General features: G+C 68.5%; 12 protein-coding genes and 3 pseudogenes. 5 read left to right on the forward strand and 10 right to left on the reverse strand.

The genetic code is table 11. The features are described 5' to 3' along the window. Positions 1-76: 76 nt before the first annotated feature. Both DKT68_RS13840 and DKT68_RS13845 read left to right on the forward strand, forming a co-directional pair. Positions 77-348: pseudogene (locus tag DKT68_RS13840) on the forward strand (transposase); the annotation flags it as partial. Between the two features lie 289 nt (positions 349-637). Then, the gene (locus tag DKT68_RS13845) at positions 638-886 is read left to right on the forward strand and encodes a hypothetical protein (RefSeq protein ID WP_109817808.1); all 249 of its coding nucleotides are present in this window, start codon (positions 638-640) and stop codon (positions 884-886) included. A 119-nt stretch (positions 887-1,005) separates the two neighbouring features. On the opposite strand, the pseudogene DKT68_RS32685 reads toward DKT68_RS13845, so the two are convergent. Beyond that, positions 1,006-1,493 (reverse strand): annotated as a pseudogene (locus DKT68_RS32685) (SpoIIE family protein phosphatase). A 503-nt stretch (positions 1,494-1,996) separates the two neighbouring features. Between DKT68_RS32685 and DKT68_RS13860 the strand changes: the two are divergent. The 3 genes and pseudogenes from DKT68_RS13860 to DKT68_RS31960 form a co-directional block, all read left to right on the forward strand. Further along, positions 1,997-2,419, forward strand: a complete 423-nt coding sequence (locus DKT68_RS13860; RefSeq protein ID WP_201749022.1) for an SRPBCC family protein — start codon at positions 1,997-1,999, stop codon at positions 2,417-2,419. Further along, positions 2,416-3,264: a helix-turn-helix domain-containing protein gene (locus tag DKT68_RS13865; RefSeq protein ID WP_109817812.1), complete on the forward strand. Its 849-nt coding sequence runs from the start codon at positions 2,416-2,418 to the stop codon at positions 3,262-3,264. Before DKT68_RS13860 ends, DKT68_RS13865 begins: the two co-directional genes overlap by 4 nt. A gap of 298 nt (positions 3,265-3,562) precedes the next feature. After that, positions 3,563-3,877, forward strand: a pseudogene (locus DKT68_RS31960) (transposase); the annotation flags it as partial. A gap of 13 nt (positions 3,878-3,890) precedes the next feature. Here DKT68_RS31960 and DKT68_RS31460 read toward each other — a convergent pair. The 9 genes from DKT68_RS31460 to DKT68_RS13910 all read right to left on the reverse strand — a co-directional run bounded on the left by DKT68_RS31460 (position 3,891) and on the right by DKT68_RS13910 (position 18,128). Then, a complete protein-coding gene (locus DKT68_RS31460) occupies positions 3,891-4,040 on the reverse strand; it encodes a hypothetical protein (protein WP_201749023.1) in 150 nt (49 codons plus the stop codon). 55 nt (positions 4,041-4,095) lie between these two features. Next, positions 4,096-5,706, reverse strand: coding sequence for a carboxylesterase/lipase family protein (locus tag DKT68_RS13875; protein WP_109817813.1), 1,611 nt, complete (start codon positions 5,704-5,706; stop codon positions 4,096-4,098). Positions 5,707-5,763: 57 nt separating this feature from the next. Further along, positions 5,764-8,799, reverse strand: a complete 3,036-nt coding sequence (locus DKT68_RS13880) for an alpha-L-rhamnosidase (protein WP_236646878.1) — start codon at positions 8,797-8,799, stop codon at positions 5,764-5,766. A gap of 213 nt (positions 8,800-9,012) precedes the next feature. Next, positions 9,013-11,193: a glycoside hydrolase family 3 C-terminal domain-containing protein gene (locus DKT68_RS13885; protein WP_109817815.1), complete on the reverse strand. Its 2,181-nt coding sequence runs from the start codon at positions 11,191-11,193 to the stop codon at positions 9,013-9,015. Further along, positions 11,190-12,395 (reverse strand): glycoside hydrolase family 1 protein, encoded by a 1,206-nt coding sequence (locus DKT68_RS13890; RefSeq protein WP_109817816.1) that lies wholly within the window; start codon positions 12,393-12,395, stop codon positions 11,190-11,192. Before DKT68_RS13890 ends, DKT68_RS13885 begins: the two co-directional genes overlap by 4 nt. 65 nt (positions 12,396-12,460) lie before the next feature. Continuing rightward, positions 12,461-13,696 (reverse strand): ABC transporter substrate-binding protein, encoded by a 1,236-nt coding sequence (locus tag DKT68_RS13895; RefSeq protein ID WP_236646879.1) that lies wholly within the window; start codon positions 13,694-13,696, stop codon positions 12,461-12,463. 45 nt (positions 13,697-13,741) lie between these two features. After that, the gene (locus tag DKT68_RS13900) at positions 13,742-16,378 is read right to left on the reverse strand and encodes an alpha-L-rhamnosidase (RefSeq protein WP_109817818.1); all 2,637 of its coding nucleotides are present in this window, start codon (positions 16,376-16,378) and stop codon (positions 13,742-13,744) included. Then, the gene (locus tag DKT68_RS13905; RefSeq protein WP_109817819.1) at positions 16,375-17,196 is read right to left on the reverse strand and encodes a carbohydrate ABC transporter permease; all 822 of its coding nucleotides are present in this window, start codon (positions 17,194-17,196) and stop codon (positions 16,375-16,377) included. Before DKT68_RS13905 ends, DKT68_RS13900 begins: the two co-directional genes overlap by 4 nt. Further along, a complete protein-coding gene (locus DKT68_RS13910; RefSeq protein ID WP_109817820.1) occupies positions 17,193-18,128 on the reverse strand; it encodes a carbohydrate ABC transporter permease in 936 nt (311 codons plus the stop codon). Before DKT68_RS13910 ends, DKT68_RS13905 begins: the two co-directional genes overlap by 4 nt. Positions 18,129-18,340 lie beyond the last annotated feature (212 nt).

Genomic DNA, 18,340 nt, shown 5'->3' on the forward strand with positions numbered 1-18,340 from the left:
CGCTTACTCGGTCGTGGGTGAGACGGCGCAGTTGGCCTGCGACCACCGGTCGGCGTGATCTGCCAGACGGGCCCTTGTCGGGCGCTTCGCCGAACTCCTGAGGCCTCAGCCGGGAAACGCCGACCGGCAATCGCTTTGGATCGTTCAGGTCCGCGCGGCCGACCCACCTCATCTGCACGCCTTCACCCGCGGCCTGGAACGGGACCGCGACGCCCTGAACGCAGCGCTCACGCTTCCGTAGCAACGGCCCCACGGAAGGCGTCAACACCAGGACCAAACGAAATCGCACGCCAAATGCACGGACGAGCGGGCTTCACCCTGCTTCGCCACCGCATCCTCATCGAATAGCAGAACCCTCCGTCACCACCAAACGTGAGACAGCCCCGCGCTGGCTCGCCCAATCACGCAACAGTCCGGGCCTGTCTCGCTAAGGGTGTTTCCGGCGATCTTGGTGGGTAGTACAGGCAGAGCTCGTCGCCGGCGTAGACGTGGGTGCGGCTGCCCCTGACTGCGGGGCGAGCGGCGGGTCGGTGACCATCACCTCGGGGCATCGGCCGTGCCGGTAGGTCAGCCGCACAGTGTAGATCTGACTGGCCGGGGACGGTTGCAGGCGGAGGGCTCACGTCAGCTCACCGCAGTGGACCGCACCGACGGCGTCCGGGACCAGCGTGGTGATCGCCTACGTGGGCTGCCGTCAGGCCGGTGGCTGAGCGATTCGCATGTCGGCGGGTCCGACGCCGCCCTCCTGCACGCGGTCGTGGAGCTGGCCACCAACGTCATCGACCACGCCCGCACCCGCTCCCGCATCGACGCCAGCGACTCGTGCTCGGCCCACCACGGAAAGCTCCGGCGGCGGTGGCGGCGCGACGCGTTGCGCGCAGGGTGATGTCGTCGGCATGCCCGGTGGCCCGGGTCAGCAGTTCCAGCGTCTGCGCGCACACGCGCTCGGCGGGAAAGTCGCTGTCACCCTGGAACGCCGGTTCCGCGGCGATGTCGGCCGCGGCCTCAGCGAGCTCGACCGTGCTGCCCGACAGGTCCCGGCCGGGACGTTCCAGGATGCCCGTCGGTGTAGAGCAGCACCAGTTCGCCGTCGGCGACTCCGTCCCTCCCGATGGACGCGGCGGTGAACGTTCCACCGACGCCGATCAGTCCCGCGCCGGTCGCCGGCAGGTACCTGGCAGGACCCAAGGTGGACACCACCAGCGACGGTGGATGACCAGCGGTGCAGTACTCCACTGCCCCGCTGTCCGGGTCGAGCAGCACCACGCAGACGGTGGCCGCCCGCCCCCCCGTGTCTCGGTGGCGGCGGCGTTCAGCGCGGACATCGCCGCGGCAACGTCCGCGGTGGCGGCATGGCGTTCCCGTAGCAGCCCGCGCAGCTGCCCCATAGTCGCCGAGGCGGCCACGCCCTGCCCGACGACATCTGCCGGCGTACGGCCAAGCGCTGGGCGTTCAGCAGATAGGCTTCCGCCGAGCGCCATCGTCCAGCCCATAGATGAGCGGTACCGATATTCGCTAGTGTCTGCACCAGCATTTCGTCTCTGCTTAAAGCCCGCCAAACGGGAAGGCCCGCCCGTAGTACGGCGGCAGCCTTCGCCCAATTCCAAATTTCCAGCAACACGCCGCCATATGCCGCCGACGCCTCGCGAGCCATTACCGGGTCTCCAGCGGTAAAGGCGATCTCGGCGCTACGTCGATAAAACCCTCATTGCATGGCGCCCACCAACTGATGTCCGAGGGGGCGCTGTGATCGACGCGTTCCCAGGGCACGCGAAGGCTTTCACGGACGGGGTCTGTCACCTGCCCCCGCGCGGCATTCGAGAGCGGATGGGCGGCGAACACGACGAGACCGCGTGGGTATGTGAGGGTATGTACTGACAGGTGTCTGCCTCGGGCAGGCGCTGGCCGCGATGCTCGTGGCATGACCAGAACGAGTGTTCCGATCACCGTCTTCGCCCGTACAACGTCCAGCCCCGCGTACACCTACCAGGTCATCGTGCCGATCGACCTCGCCCAGGTGTTCAAGCCGTGGGGACCGTTCCCCGGCGTCGCGGAAGTGCGCGACCAAACCGGTACCTGGGACCGGCCGGGGACGTCGCGCCAGACCTGGTTCACCGACGGCTCCAAGGCCCACGAGCGGCTCACCGAGATCGCGGAGGGGCACGGGTTTGCCTATGAGCTGAGCGGCTTCACCAACGTGCTGGCCAAGCTGATCTCCGGGGTGCGCGGCGAGTGGTCGTTCCTGCCCGATGGCACCGGCACTTCGATCCGGTGGACGTACGACTTCCGGCCGCTGCCAGGCCGCCGCTGGATCGTCGCGGGGCCGTTCAAGCTGCTCTGGACCCGCTACATGCGCGCTGCACTCACCAGGATGGTGACGGTGGTGCAGGAAATGCCCGGTGGCATCATAGAGGAGTGAGCGACCTGAGCTTCGGCGCCTTGCTACGAAGCTGGCGCGACCGCCTCGACCCGGCCGATGCCGGCTACGCCCGGTCGGCCCGCCGCCGCGCCCCCGGCCTGCGCCGCGAGGAACTCGCCGAGCTCGCCGGCTTGTCCGTCGAGTACGTGCTGCGCTTGGAGCAGGGCCGGGCCACGAGTCCCTCCGGGCAGGTGGTCTCGGCCATCGCCCGCGCGCTGCGGCTCACCGCGGCCGAACGCGATCAGCTCTTCCGCGCCGCCGGCCTGCTCGCCCCGCGCGACCACGCCGTCGGCACTCACGTGCCGCCGAGCATCCGCCGCCTCGTCGCCCGCCTCGGTGACCTCCCGATCGGCGTGTTCGCCGCCGACTGGAGCCTGCTGTGGTGGAACGACATGTGGACGGCTCTGCACGGCGACCCGTCCGGCCTGCCGCCCGTCGAACGCAACCTCGCACGCGCACTCTTCGGCACGGGAGAGGGTCGCTGGCACCTGCGCCCCGTCTCATCGGCGGCCGGACCGTACGCGTTCGAGACGGCGATCGTCGCGGACCTGCGCGAAGCGGTCGCCCGCTATCCGGCCGACCCGGAGCTGGCCGCGCTCGTGGACGGGTTGCGGACGGTCTCGCCGTTCTTCGGTGAACTGTGGGCCGTGGCGGGCATGGAGCAGCTGACTGGGGACCTGAAGACGATTAGCCATCCCGAGCTTGGCGACGTCACCCTGGACTGCGACGTGCTGACCTTGCCGGGAGTCGACCTGCGCATCGTCACCTACACGGCGGCCCCGGGGACCCGCGGCGCCGACCAACTCGATCTCATGCGTGCGTCCCGGTTCAGCGAAGCCCGCTGACAGTCGGGGCGCTGAGGAACTCATTCGGCATCTGGCCGTTCATCGCAAACATCCTGCGGGGGTGCCAAAGCACGGCCCTTGTCGGTGTGTGTAGGAGGCATCCGGACGTCAACGACGACTTTTCGGCACTCGGTCCGGCTCCCGCACCGGGGCGCGACAGTGAGATCGCAGGACCCACTAGCCGCAGTCGCACACGAGCCCGTATTTCTGCACGCTCACGAGTTCGGCCGGCAACCGCTCCCCGGACGTGATGGGCTGCACGTGTGGGCATTGACCTCGTCGTGCCCGGCCGGGTGGCGCCCGCAGCCGCTGCCCAGACCTCGACACCATTGCCGACCTTGCTCGCGGGTTTGCCGCGCTGGTTCGCCACCAGGGCACCGGACAGCACCTCGACGCTTGGACCGACCGTGCCCGGCACGCCGGGTACCCCGAAGTCCGCGGCTTCGCCGCCGGCCTGATCAGCGACCGCGACGCCGTCGTCGCCGGCCTCACCCAACCCTGGAGCTCAGGCCCCGTCGAAGGCCACGTCAACCGCATCAAAGCCATCAAACGACAGATGTACGGCCGCGCGAATCTCGACCTCCTACGCAAACGCGTCCTCGCCACCCCGTGAGCTACCACCAAGATCACTCACAGAATGTGTGCCAGGGCCAAAGTTCAGCCGGCGTCGACGCGTCGTGCAGGTCAGCTTTGATGTAGGTGGTGGTGGAGGATCCAGGGCTGTCGGTGTGGCCGGCGTAGACGCGGGCGATGCCGTAGCCGAAGTGGCGTTCCACCCAGGTGCGGTGGTGTGGCGCAGCCAGTGACACTCATCGGTCGGTACCTCGCTGTTCAGTCCCGGCGCTGCCAGAAGAGCCTTTCCTCTCTGTCTGGGTCGTAGGCAATCCGGCAGTCAGCGTCGATCCACATGGTGGCCCGGTCCTTCGGCGTGTAGGCAGGCCATCTCGGCACGCCCCTCGCGGTGGGGTGGCCGTGGTGGGCGAAGCCGGCCCATAGAGCGCTCATGTGCCAGGCGGTCGCCCGCTTGCCCGGCAACTGGTCGGTGCCGACGTTGGCGAATTTCATCGGGATGTCCGAGGCGTGCGGCGAGCCGAGCGGGAACACGGTGCCCGGCACCACGGTTGGATCCTGGTACGCGAGCTGGTACATGAACACCGGTGCGGTGTGCTGCGCCGCTTTAGCCTCGGCGATCTTGATCGCGTCACGCCAGATCGGTGATGTGGTGATAGCGAAGTAGAGCTGGGCCGGTGTCGCTTCCGGTCGCGACGTACGGAAAGTCGCGATGATCTGGTCGAGTTCGGCGCCCTGGTAGGTGCCGCTGAGCCGGCTACGCAGGCCGGCCTCGTCGATGCGGAAGACGTCGGGCGGCCCGAAGAGGCTGAAGAACACCGTCTCGTCGCGGCAGGTGCCGACCATCAACGGTTTGTCGCCCGACCACGGCGGGGCGCCGTCGTCGAAGGGGTGCCGTGGGATGACACCTCCGTCGACGAAGGCGCCGAACCCGGGTAGCGGGTCGGGGTCACCCCAGGGTGCGACGCCGTTCGCGGCCTCGGACACCTGGATCTCGAGCAGGCGCGCGGCCGGGATGTCGGAGAGCTTCGGGATGTCGCTTCTGCTCAGCCCCAGCAGGTGAAGCGTGCGCTCGGCGCGTGCGGTGGCGCCGTCGCGGGTGGGGAAGCGCAGCGGGGCGGCGCTTTCGATCGAGGCCTTGTGGAACAGCCGGGCTGCCGTCGGCATGGTGTAGATGGCGGCGGTCTTGGCACCGCCGCCGCTCTCGCCCCAGATCATGATGTTGTCCGGGTCGCCGCCGAAGTTGCCGATGTTCTCGCTGGTCCAGCGCAACGCCGCGAAGATGTCGAGCATTCCCTGGTTCGCGGCGTAGTCACCGTCGGCGAGATCGCTGAGGAACAAATAGCCCAGCAGGCCCAGCCGGTGGTTGGACTCGACCACCACCACGTCGTGGAGCTGCGCGAGACGGGTGCCGTCCTGGCCCGTGGCCGAGGCCGAGCCGATCATGTAGCCGCCGCCGTGGTTGTAGAACATCACTGGCCGCCGCTTGCGGTCGGCGCCGGGGGTCCAGATGTTGAGGTACAGGCAGTCCTCGGACGGTGCGGGCATGCGGCCGTTCCCGGTCGGTCCCATCTCACTGCCCACCACCTGGAACGCCGGGTTGGGGAAACTGACGGCGTCGCGAACGCCGGACCACCGTGCGGGGGGCTTCGGGGACTTGAACCTCAGCGCGCCGAGCGGTGGTTGGGCGTAGGGCACGCCGAGGAACTTGACGATGCCGTCTTCGCGTTTTCCGCGCACCTTGCCGTATCGGGTTGCCGCCTCGTCGCTTCTCCCGTGTCCGCCGGCGTGTGCCGGCAACGGCAGACTCATCGCGGCGACCGCGGACAGCGAACCGCCGAGCAGTGTTCTGCGGGTCATTCCCGAACTCATCAGACCTCCCGGTTCGGCGCCGCCCGGGGCATCGGAGCCCCGGGCGGCGCATGGGTATCAGGAACCGGTGCGCACCGTGAAGGAGTGCGACCCGGACGGGACGGTATAGACGACGTACGTACCTTCGGAGCGCTGGAACAGCGCGCGGTTCGAAGCCGCGACGAGGCGCTTGTCCGCCGCCGGCACCCACACCTCGGCTTGGGTGTTGGCGGGAACGGTGACCGACAGCGAGAAGCGACCGTCCGTCTTGGTCCAGGCCGATCGGGCCCACCCGGCCGGGGTCTGATAGGAGCCGCTCGCCTTCGTCAGGTCGCCCACGGGTTTCGGCCTGAAGACCAGTCGGTCGTACGCCGTCGAGCCCGGGGCCGCCTGGATGCCGGCGATGCCGGCGTGGAACCACTCCTCGATCTGGGCCAGGATCATGTGGTTCTTGGAGTCGCCGCGGTTCCAGCGCTCGCCCATGGTGGTCATGCCGCCCGGGTTGGCCGGGGTCGACTGCATGAAGTAGCCGTAGCTGGGCTGGTCGTCCTGTTGCAGCGCCTCCCACAGCACGTCGTCGCGGTCGCCGTTCATCAGCGCCCGCACGATCGGACCCATGCCGATGGTGCCGCCGCTGAAGTGCGGGCCGGTACCGTTCGGGTGGAAGGCGTAGATCAGCTCGACCAGCGCGTCGAGGACCCTGCCCCGGCTGTCGGCCGGCACCAGGCCCGCATCGAGGGCAAGGGCCTGCGCGGCCTGGGTGGCGCCTTCGGTGCCGGCGCTGCCGGCGTTGGTGTAGCGACCGAGCGACTCGTTGAAGAATGCCCGGTTGAACGCCGCCTTGATCTCGTCGGCGAGCGCCGTGTACCGGGTGGCATCGGCGGCATGGCCGGTCAGCGTGGCGATCTGGGCCATCGACTGGATCGTCAGGTAGTAGCCCCAGGTGCCGGTGATGCGGCCGGAGGTTGTCTCGGCACCGACCCAGTCGGCCAGGGCCGCATCGACGAAGTACCCGTCCACCACCTTCTGCCGCTGGATGTAGTCGACGAAGAGCACAAGCCGGTCGTAGGACGCGCTCATGGTGGCGGTGTCGCCGTAGAGCTGGTGCAGGATCGACGGGACCAGCACGATCGCGTTGCCCCAGTTGATCTCGTCGCCGAATCGGCCGCTGTAACCCCAGTCGTAGACCGGAGTCTTCAGAGCGACGTTGCCCGCCATCGGGGTGTCGGCCAGGGACTGACCCTCCACGAGGTGCCGCATGGTCGTGCGCATGAAGGCGTTGAGCTGGAAGTCGCGGTGAATCGCGCCCATCGGCATCGTGTAGTCCGCCGGGTAGGACAGCTTCTCGCGGCCGGGGCAGTCGGTGAACACGCTCATGATGTTCGCGGCGAACGAGTACCGCGACATCGTATGGATCCGGTTGACGCGGTCGTTGGACGACGAGAAGGTGCCGGCGACCGGGGTGTCGGCCTGCAGGCGTACTCCGGTGATCAGATCCTTGGTGGGGGTGAAACCCTCAGGCAGGCCGGTGACCTGGACCCACTGCATGCCAAAGTAGTTGAAGTTCGGGTGCCACGACTCAGAGCGGCCGCCGGCGGTGGTGTAGGTGTTGAACAGGTCGACGCCGCGAGATCCCCCGCCGCCCATCAGCGACGCCTGGTCGACCGTGCCGTCGGGTTTGAGCGACTCGGCGGGCGCCACCTTCACCGTCGTACCGGCCGGGAGGCGGTCGAGCTTGAGGCGGGGCCAGCCGACGATGTTCTGCCCGAAGTCGAACACCCAGGTGCCGGGCGTCGGGTTGGTGACCGAGACCGGCGTGAACTCCTCCTGCACCGTGATCGGCTCAGCGGTGCGGGCGACCAGCTTCGTGGCCAGATTCGGCGGCGGTGCGATCCCGGCCGCGATCCAGCCGGTCGCCGTGCCGTCGCGGCGGGACGCGGACGGGCCGAGGTCGGCGCCCGGGGTGTTCCAGCCGGGCTGCTCGCGGCGGGCGTCGTAGTCGGAGCCGGAATACCAGGCGTCGGTGACCAGCGGGCCCAGCGCCGTACGCCAGGACCGGTCGGTCACGATCGTCTCGCGGCTGCCGTCGCGGTAACGGATCTCCAGGCGGCCGATGAACCGCGGGGTGACGGCCGCCCCGGCGGAGGCGTCGCTGGCGGCGATGCTGTTACCCGAGCCGGTGACCTTCGCCCCAGCGGTGTGCGCCACGGTGAGCGCCGGCGTGAAGGTGATGCTCGTGGTCCCGATCGCGGTGATGGTTCGCGACTCGAGCCGGTCGCCCCCTTCCCCGGTGTCGACGTTGACCGTGCCGCCGACGTGATAACCGGTGACGTCGCTGACCTCGATGACCGTGTTTCCGGCCGAGACGTCGGCAGCCAGTGTGCCGCTGCCCTTGAGCTGGCTCTGCCACCAGGAGTACGGGGATGTGCGCCCGACGGCCGGGTTGGTGACGCTGCGGCGCACGTAGGCCGGGCCGTTGCCGAGCTCGACCCCGAGCGCGTTGGCGCCTGAGCGCAGCGTGGACGTCAGGTCATAGGTGCGGTACTCGCTGGAGAGCTGGTAGTTGGAGTTGCCCGGGGCGAGGACCTCGTCGGTGATCTCCCGGCCGTTGACGGTGGCGTGGTGCAGGCCGACACCGGAGAGGTAGAGGCGGGCGTCGGCGACCTTCTTGTGCTTCGGCACCGCGAACTGGCGGGCGAAGATCGGCATCGGCTGGTTTTCGGCCCGGTCGGGGTAGTCGATCCAGCGCGCCGTGCCCCAGTCGGACGGGTTGAGCAGACCGGTGCTCCATGTGGACGGGGCGGACCAGGCGGACTGCTTTCGGTGGGCGTCCCAGACCCGTACGCGCCAGGCGACGGTGTCGCGGGAGCGCAGGTCCCGACCGAAGCGAACCTGTTGGCTGTCGCCGGAGACCTTACCGGTGCGCCACACCAGGCGACCGGTGTGCAGGTCGGCGACGGTGGCGGCAGCCTGCACCTCATACGCGGTCTGCCGGTCGGCGGCGCAGACCCGCTGCTTGCAGCTGCCGGTATCGGCCATCTGCCAACCGAGGGTAGGACGGATGGTGTCGAGGCCGAGCGGCGAGTCGTAGCGGCCGTCGACACTGAGTTGCACGACGCGGACGTCGCCTGCGGATCCGGAGTGGGCGTTGGCCGGCACGGCGGCTCCGAGGGTGAGCAGTAACGCTGTCGTCAGGAAAGCCGCGGTTTTTCTGATCGGGGGCATCAGATTCCTTCTCTGTCGTTGGTGACGAACAGTCCTGGTTGGGGGATCGGGGATGCGACGTCGAGCAGAGAGTTGAGCGATTACGGGTTCACGGAGACCTCCTCAGGACGGCAGGCCTGCGGTCGCCTTGTCGAGGACGGATCGGTCGATGCCGAGGCCGGGGAAGACGGTGAGGACGTGCAGGGGGAAGTCACCGAGGACGGTCAGGGTGTCGTCGTCGCCGAGGATGCCGTTGGGTGTGCCGTCCGGGCCGACGCCGACCGCTTCGCGCAGCGCGGCGGAGCCTTCGGGGTCGGCGAGCCACTCGCGCAGGGTCGCGTTGGTGTCGAGTGCGGCCCTGATCGGCGGCGCCGGCACGTCGAGGGTGGCGGTGGCGCGTAGATCCCGCGACGATGCGCCCACGCTGATCTCGATCGTGCCGCCTTCGAGAACCCAGCGCCGATCGGCGGGAGACCAGTACGACAGATCCCGCTCGTCGAGCATGAAGGTCACGATGGTTGCTTCGCCGGGTGCGAGGTCGACCTTGGCGAACGCCTTGAGCTCGCGCAACGGACGGGCCACCCGGCTGCTTGGCGCGGCAATGTAGAGCTGAACGACTTCCTTGCCGCGCCGGCCACCGGTGTTGATGACCGTGAGGGTCGCGATACCGGGCCCGGCGACGAGGTCCCGGTATTCGAAGGTTGTGTAGGACAGGCCGTGCCCGAATGGGTAGGCGACCTCCCGGCCGACGGCGTCGTAGCCGCGGTAGCCGACGAAGACGCCCTCGCCGTAACGGACATGGCCCTGCTCGCCGGGGAAGTTCAGGTAGGACGGGACGTCCTGCAGGCGCAGCGGCAGGGTCTCGGCGAGACGTCCGCTTGGATTCGCGGCCCCGAGTAGCAGATCGGCGATGGCGCCGCCGGCGGCCTGGCCGGAGAGCCAGGTTTCCAGGATCGCGGGAACGTGCTTGTCCCACGGGGTCATCCGGACGGCCGAGCCGTTGGACAGGACCACGACGAGTCGGGGGTTCGCCTCGGCGAGCTGTTCCACGAGCGCAGTCTGGGCGGCCGGAAGGTCGAGGTGCTCGCGATCGGCGCCCTCGGACTCGTCGCCGGCGGCCAGCCCGAGGAAGAGCACCACGGTGCTGGCGCGGCGGGCCAGAGCCACGGCCTCGGCCGGGTCGTCGCCGGCGGCGAACTCCACCCGCATCCCGGCCGCGCGCAGCTCGTCGAGGGGGATGTCGACGCGGGTGGGATTGACTTGTGAGCTGCCGGCCCCCTGGAAGCGCGGGCTTCGGGCGAACTCACCGATCACGGCGACGATGTCATCTTCGGACGGTTGAAGCGGTAGCAGGCCGCCGTTGTTCTTCAGCAGCACCGCGCAGTCGGCGGCCACCTCGCGCGCCAGCGCGTGGTGTGCTGCCGCGTCGAACTCGGCGGGCTGCACGTCCTTCGGCGCCCGCTCGACCAGGCGTAGCACACGTTCGACGGCGCGGTCCAGGACGGCCTCGTCGAGGGAGCCGTCGCGGACCGCGGCCACCAGCGCGGTGTCGCTGACGCCGAGGTTCGGGGGCATCTCAAGGTCGAGGCCAGCGTCCAGCGCCGCGACCCGGTCGTACACGGCGCCCCAGTCGGAGACGACGACACCGTCGAAACCCCACTCATCGCGCAGCACGTCAGTGAGCAGCCACGGGTTCTGCGCGGCATGCACGCCGTTGACCCGGTTGTAGGCGCACATCACCATCCACGGCCGGGCACGGGTGACGATGCGTTCGAAATGCGGCAGGTAAATCTCGCGCAGCGTCCGCTCATCGACATCGGCGCTCACCCGCAGCCGGTCGGTCTCCTGATTGTTCGCGGCGAAGTGCTTGACGCACGCCCCCACGCCCTGGCTCTGGATCCCCTCGACATACGCCTCGCCGAGCACCCCGGTCAGCAACGGGTCCTCGGCGAAGTACTCGAAGTTGCGACCGCACAGCGGGGACCGCTTGATGTTCACGCCCGGCCCGAGCACCACGGCGACGCCCTGGGCGCGCGCCTCCGCCCCGATCGCCTCCCCCACCCGGCGTACGAGATCGGGGTCCCAGGAGGAGCCGAGCGCCGACGCGGTCGGAAAGCAGGTGGCGGGTAGGCTGCCGGAGATGCTGGTCTGGTTACCTTCCGGTTGGCGGCGCAGGCCGTGCGGGCCATCGGCCACCATGACCTCGGGGAGGCCGAGGCGCGGAATCGGCGCGGTCTGCCAGAAGGTCGAGCCGAGGCAGAGCGAAGCCTTCTCTTCGACGGTCAGCTGTGACAGCAGGGTCATCGGAGCGCCTCCAGGTCGAGCCCGCCCGTGCTGGCGACGCGGGCGAAGGCATGGGCGCTGGGCTTGGGGTGGCGGGTGAAGTCGTTGTTCCGGTCGACGGCTACCAGCCCGAACGTGGGTCGATAGCCTTCGCTCCACTCGAAGTTGTCAAAGGCCGACCAGTGCAGGTAGCCGCGCACGTCGACGCCTTCGGCCAGGGCCTGCGCGACTGCGGCGAGGTGGCTGTGCAGGTAGGCGACGCGTTCGGAGTCGTCGGTGGTGGCGATGCCGTTCTCGGTCACGTACAGCGGCAGGCCGGTGCGGGCGGCCCGGTGCAGCATCTGGCGCAGACCGTCGGGGTACACGGCCCAGCCCATCTGCGTCGTCGGCGTGCCCTCGGGCGGCAGGCCGAACCAGGTGGGTGAGGACGGGTCGACCCACTGCTTGCGGTAGTACTGCACGCCGAGCCAGTCGCCACGGTCCGGTCCGGTGAGCCCGTCGAGATAGCGGTCGACGATCTCGTGCTGCATCAGCTCGTGGAGCGTGTGGCAGGCCTCGTCGTCGCGGGCCGGGGCGAGCAGCGGCAACTGCAGCGCCAGGCCGGTGAGGCTGTCGGCCTCCTTGCGGACGGCCCGCACGCACTCGAAGTGGGCGCCGAACAGCGCTCCGCCGACCCGTTTCCAGAGGACCGGGTTGGCGATGCCGGGTGGGTGGTAGCCCTCGAGGTAGCCGTGCAGGGCCACCATCTGCGGTTCGTTGACGGTGCAGACGTACGGCATCAGCTCGCCCAGCTCGGCTGCGACGCGGGCACTGTAGCGGGCGAACGTCGCGGCGGCGTCCGGGGCGAGCCAGCCACCGCGGGCTGCGAACCAGCGCGGCAACGTGAAGTGGTGCAGTGTCACGAAAGCGGTCAAACCTTCGTCGCGCAGGGCGGTGAGGACCCGCCGGTAATGGGCGATGGCGGCCTGGCTGAACTCACCGGGTGCCGGTTCGATGCGTGACCATTCCAGCGAGAGGCGGTGCGCATTGTGGGCGAGCGAGGACAGCAGGGCGAAGTCCTCCGAGTAGCGGTGGAAGTGATCGATGCCGTCGCCGGAGGATTCGACGGCCGCGCTGGTCGGGTCGTGTTCGAAGTCCCACCAGTCGTTGTTGGTGTTGCCGCCTTCGACCTGGTGGGCTGCGGTGGCGCTGCCCCAGAGGAAGTCATCCGGGAAGTCGGTCACGGGTGTCCTTTCGAGAGGGGCCGGCGGCCTCCGTGCCGGGGCGGGGCACGGAGGCCGCGTGGTGGCTACTCGCCCTTCTTGTATTCGGTGTCCATGTCCTTGAGCACGTCGTCCGCGGTGGCCTGGTTGCTGAAGACCTCCTGCAGGCCGCTGAGCATGGTCTGCTGCACCTTCGCGTTGGGCCACAACTGGTCCGGGAACGGCACGGTCTTGTTCTCCGCGACGAAGGTGGTTAGCTGCTTGAGTCCGGGGTCGACGATGGTGCCGGCCTCGGGCAGGGTCGGGAGGCTGCCCTGCTTCTCGTTGAACAGCTTCATGCCCTCGGGTGACATCACGTAGGTGATGAACTTGAGCGCCAGTTCCTTGTTCTTGGCCTTGGCGTTGACGCCGTAGCCGGCGCCAGCGGCGGCTGGCACGAGGAAGGTGGCGGGGTCGTCGGTGGCCGGCAGTGCGGTCATCGTGAACGTGCCGTTCGGGTTCTTGCCCTTGAGTAGGCCGATGACCCAGTTGCCCTGGATGATGCCGAGGGTTTTGCCGGTCGCGGCCAGGGTCTGGCTGGCCTCGTAGCTGGTGCCCAGGGGGTTCTTCTGGAAGCAGCCGGCCGTGTTCATCTCGGTGTACTTGGCCATCGCCTGGGTCCAGGCGGAGCCTGCGAACGTGGTCTGCCCGGCCGCGAGTTTGGTGTTGAAGTCCTTGTCCTGGCCGAAGACGACGGTGGCGGCGAGGGCGTAGAGCACGAGCTGGGTGACCCAGTTGTCCTGGATGCCCAGCGCGTACGCGGGGGTTCCCTTGCTCGCCGCGTCGCGGCAAAAGCTCATCAGATCGGTCCAGGTGGTCGGCGCCTTCAGGCCCGACTTACTCAGGGCTTCGTCGTTGTAGACCGCGCCGATGCCATTGAGACCGAACAGAGCGTTGTAGGTCTTGCCCTCGTACTGGGCGACCTGCTTGAACGATTCGGGCAGTTTTGACGCCCACGGTTGGTCGGACAGATCAAGCAGATAGCCCGGCTTGGACAGAACGAACGTCGCACCGGGGTTGCCGTTGCCCGGCCACACGGTCATCACGTCGGGCGCCGTGCCGGAGGACAGTTGGGTACGGATCTGGGCCTGGTACTGATCGGCGCCGCTGGTCGTGAAGTTGACCTTCACACCGGGGTTGGCCGCCTCGAAGGCCTTGACAACGTCCTCGATGGAGCCCTGGTCGACCGAGGCGAGGGTCAACGTCTTCATGTCGTCGCCGCTGGCGTTGGTGCCGCTGCTGCACGCCGCGGCCAAACTGACCGCCGTTAAGGCGGAAACCACTGCCGCGAATCTACGAGCCTTCATGATCGCTCCTGCGGTTGGAGATCAATAAGAGGTGGCGGTGAACGTGTACCGGCCGGACGTCAGGCGCAGGGTGGCCCCACGGGCGGACGGCACGGCCGTGACGGGAGCGTCGTTGTGACAGACGCTGCCCGGGTCGGGGGTGGGAATCTCGAGAACGGCGGTGCTGCCGGGCGGCACCGTCACCTCGACGGTGAGCTGGCCGCCGTCGAGGTTCCACCCGCAACGGACCAGCCCTCGGGCGGTCTCCTGCTCGGCGCGCGCCCAGGTGAGCGTGCCGCCGGGTGTGGGCCGCAGCAGGAGCTCTTTGTAGGCGACCGAGCCGGGTGCCTGGTCGATGCCGGCGACGCGGCCGAAAAGCCAGTCACCGACGCTGCCGAGGCTGTAGTGGTTGAAGGAGTTCATCGCGGCGGACTGGAACCCGCCGTGCTCGGTCCAGCCGTCCCAGCGTTCCCAGATCGTGGTGGCGCCGTGCCGGATGGAGTATCCCCAGGAAGGGAATTCCTGCTGGTGCAGCAACGCGTAGGCGAGGTCCTCGCGGCCGTGCTCGGTCAGTACCGGGCACAGCAGCGGCACCCCGACGAACCCGGTGGTGAGCCGGTTTCCGCGCTTCTCCACGTCGGCCGCCAGGTGATCGGCCGCTGCGGCTATCAGCTCTTCCGGCAGCAGGTCAAAACCCAGGGCCAGCAGGTACGCGGTCTGGGTGCCGCCTTCGACGGTGCCGTCGTGGCCGACGTACGCGTCGATGAAGGCTGAGCGGATCTTGTCGTGCAGGGCCCGGTACTCGCCCGCCTCGGTCCGCCCGAGCACGTCGGCGGCGTCGGCGACGATTCGGGTGCTGTAGGCGAAGTAGGCGGTGGACAAGACGTCGCGTGGGGTTTCGGCGTCGACCTGCAGCCAGTCGCCGTACGAGTTGCCGGTGCGGTGCCGCCACAGCAGATCGGGGTTGTGTCGCCTGATGTGCTCGACCCAGGCGGCCATCGAGTCGAAGCTGCGCTCGAGCGTCCGCCGGTCGCCGTAGGTCCGCCACAGCAGCCAGGGGATGATGACGCCGGCGTCGCCCCAGGCCGGGGCACCTTCACGGTCGAGCACCATGATCGGTGCGACGTCCCGGAAGGCGCCGTCGGCGTCCTGCCCGTCGACCACGTCGCGCAGCCAGCGGGCGAAGAACGCGGACACGTCGGCGTTGCGGGTCGCGGTGGGCGCGAAGACCTGGGCGTCGGCGAGCCAGCCGAGCCGCTCGTCGCGCTGCGGGCAGTCGGTGGGCACCGCGAGGAAGTTGCCCCGCTGCCCCCACACGATGTTGGCCTGCAACTGCTCGGCCATCGGGTCGGAGCAGGTGAACCGACCGGTGAAGGAGGTGTCGTTGTGCAGCACCCGGGCGCTCACGTCACCTGGGTCCAGCTCACCCGGGTAGCCGCTGATCTCGGCGTAGCGGAAGCCGTGGAAGGTGAACTGCGGCTCGAACGTCTCGTCGCCGCCGGCGGTGACGTACGTGTCGGTGGCCGCGGCTCGGCGCAGGTTGTCCAGGTAGAGCTCGCCGTCGGCGAGGACCTCGGCGTGGCGCAGCACGATCCGCCGGCCCGGTTCGGCGCCGCGGACGCGCAGCCGCACGCGACCGACCAGATTCTGGCCGAAGTCGACGATGACGCGGTCCTCACGGTGGTCCACGATTGTCGCGGGCAGCTCAGCGGTGATGCGTATCGGATCGTCAGGTTCGGCGACCAGTGGGCCGGGCTCCGTGTCGAGCACGGCGACGGGCTGGAAGCCGTCGTCGTCCCACGAGGACCGGCGGGCGTCGACGAACTGTCCCATCAGCAGGTCGGCCGCGCGGATCGGGCCCGGCCGCTCGCCCCATCCGCCGTCGGTGACGATCACCTGCCGGGATCCGTCGGCGAAGTCCAGGACGAGTTGAGCCAGAAAGGCGGGCGTGACGCCGTAGTGCCGGGCGGGGCGGCTCGGGTCGAAGCCGACGTGGCCGCTCCACCAGCCGTCGGCGACGATCGCGGCCAGGACGTTGGTCCCGGCGTGCACCTGCTTCGTGACGTCGTACGTCTGGTACTGCAGACGACGGTGATATTCGGTCCAGCCCGGAGCGAGTTCGAGGTCGCCGACCCGCTGCCCGTTGAGGCTGGGCTCGTAGACGCCGCGCGCGGTGGCGTACAGGCGAGCCCGTACCGGCTGCGCCGAGATGTCGAACGACTGCCGTAGGTAGAGGGGCGCTCCGGCGGGATCGGGGAAGGACCGTTCCTCGTCGGTGGGTGGGTCGACCAATGGCAGGTTGACCGGGTCGCGGCCGATCCAGACGGCGCTCCAGTCGTCGCGATGCAGCAGTCCGGTCTCGAACCAGGTCTGTGCGGCACCGGACATTGCGCCGAACTCGTCCCAGGTCTCGATGCGCCAGTGGTAGCGGGTGGCCGACTGCAAGGCCGGGCCGTCCCAGGCGACGAGCAGCGTGTCGTCGCTCATTCGACGCCCGCTGTCCCAAATCAGCCGGCTGGGCTCGTCCAGGTCCTGCTCGCGCAGGGCGGCGGTGATCCGGAACGCGGTCTGAGCGGCGCCACGACGGTCGCTGCGCAGTTTCCAGGAAAGGCGCGGGCGGGTTTCACCCAGGCCGAGCGGCTCGGTGCGCTGTTCGGTCGTCAAGCCGTACGGAGTCATCCCTTCAGCCCTCCCGCGAAGCCGTTGATGATGCTGCGCTGCAGCGCGAGGTAGACCGCCAGGACCGGCACGATGCTGATCAGCAGGGCGGCGAAGATGAGGTTCCAGTCCGAGACGAACTGGCCGACGAAGCCCGCGACGGCCACCGGCACGGTCTGCTGGTCGCTGCCGCTCAGATAGAGCAGCGGTGTGAAGAAGTCGTTCCACACCGCCACGGCGTTGAGCACCAGCGCGGTGACCGTGATGGGCTTGAGCATGGGCAGCACGACGTAACGGAACGTCTTGAAGGGGCTGGCTCCGTCGATCGAGGCGGCATCCTCGAAGTCGCGTGGCAGGGCGCGCAGGAAACCCACGTACAGGAAGGTCGTGAACGGCACCTGCAAGCCGGCGTAGAAGAGTACGAGCGACCAGATCGAGCCGAGCAGTCCGAGGTCCCGGATCGTCTGGTAGAGCGGCAGCGAGGCCAGCTGGAACGGCAGGATCAGACCGAGCATGATCAGCAGAAAGGTGCCGCGCGACCAGCGGGCCGCGCTCCTCGCCAACGGGTACGCGGCGAGGGCGGACACGGCCAGCACGATGAACACGCTGACGGTGGTGACCAGCACACTGTTGATCAGCGCGCCGCCGAGACCGGCCTCGCGCCACGCGCCGGTGAAGTTGTCGAACGTCGGCGAAGTCGTCGGGCGGATCGGCGACGACGTATCCGAGGGCTGCCGGATGGCCAGGTTGACCAGCACGTACACCGGGAAGGCGAAGACGATGCCGACCGCGACCATCACCATCTCGAGGACAAAGGTACGTTTCGTGTAGCGGTTCATGACGCCGCCTTCTCGTTGCGGTTGAGCACGGTGAACTGACCGGCAGAGACGACCGCGACGATGACGGTGAGCACGACGGCGAGGGCGATGCTGTAGCCGAAATCGCCGAGGGTGAAGGCGTCCTTGTAGATCAACGTCGAGATGGTGTCGGTGGCGTGCCCCGGACCACCACCGGTGAGCGCGTAGACCTGGTCGAACAGCTTGATCCCGCCGATGATCGACAGCATCAGATTGATGGTGATGGCGGGCGCCAGTAGGGGCCGGACGATCGACCAGAAGCGGCGCACGGGGGCGGTGCCGTCGATCGCGGCGGCCTCGTAGATCTCACGAGGAATCGACTGCAGGCCGGCCAGGAAGATGACCATCGAGTAGCCCGAGAACTGCCACACCACGACGAGGACAACCATCCAGAGCGCGAGATCGGGGTCGCCGAGCCAGTCCTGCTGCCAACTGTTCAGTCCGACCGTGCCGAGCAGGCTGTTAACCGCGCCGTCGGGACCAAGCAAATTACGCCACAGGTAGGCGGTGACGATCGGGGTGATCACCGCGGGGGCGAACAGCAGCACCCGCAGGAAGTTCCGCGTCTTGATCATGCTGTTGACGCCGAGGGCAAGCAGCAGGCCAATCCCGTTCTGGATGACAGTGACGGCGACCGCGATCAGCAGCGTGTGCCACACCGCCTGCAACGCGTCACCGTCGTCGAGGATGTCGATGAAGTTACGCAGGCCGATGAACGCGAAGTCCGGGTCGAGGCCGTCCCAGTCGGTGAAGGCGTAGTAGACGCCGCGGGCGCTGGGCACCAGCACCACGAACGCGAAGAGCAGAAGCGCCGGCAGGACGAACCACCACGGCGGCGCGACCCGGCTACGCCGCAGTGGCGGCGCAGCGGAGACGGCCCGGCCGGGAGGGCGAACCTTGAGATCAGCTGTCACGAGAACCCACTTGACTGAATCGTTTCATTTACAGTTGCTGACGGGGCTGCCTTCGAAGGAGAGCAGGGGAGGGTTATGCCGTGTGACGTGAGTAACGTTTTCCACGATGTTTCGCCGACACTACGAGCAGATGCCAACCTCGTCAAGACCATCCCTGATCAACGTTATTCAAGGGTCACGCAGGTTCCTGCTAGCGCCGGGTCTGATCTAAG

The sequence above is a fragment of the Micromonospora acroterricola genome (genome assembly GCF_003172955.1).
GTDB lineage: Bacteria > Actinomycetota > Actinomycetes > Mycobacteriales > Micromonosporaceae > Micromonospora > Micromonospora acroterricola.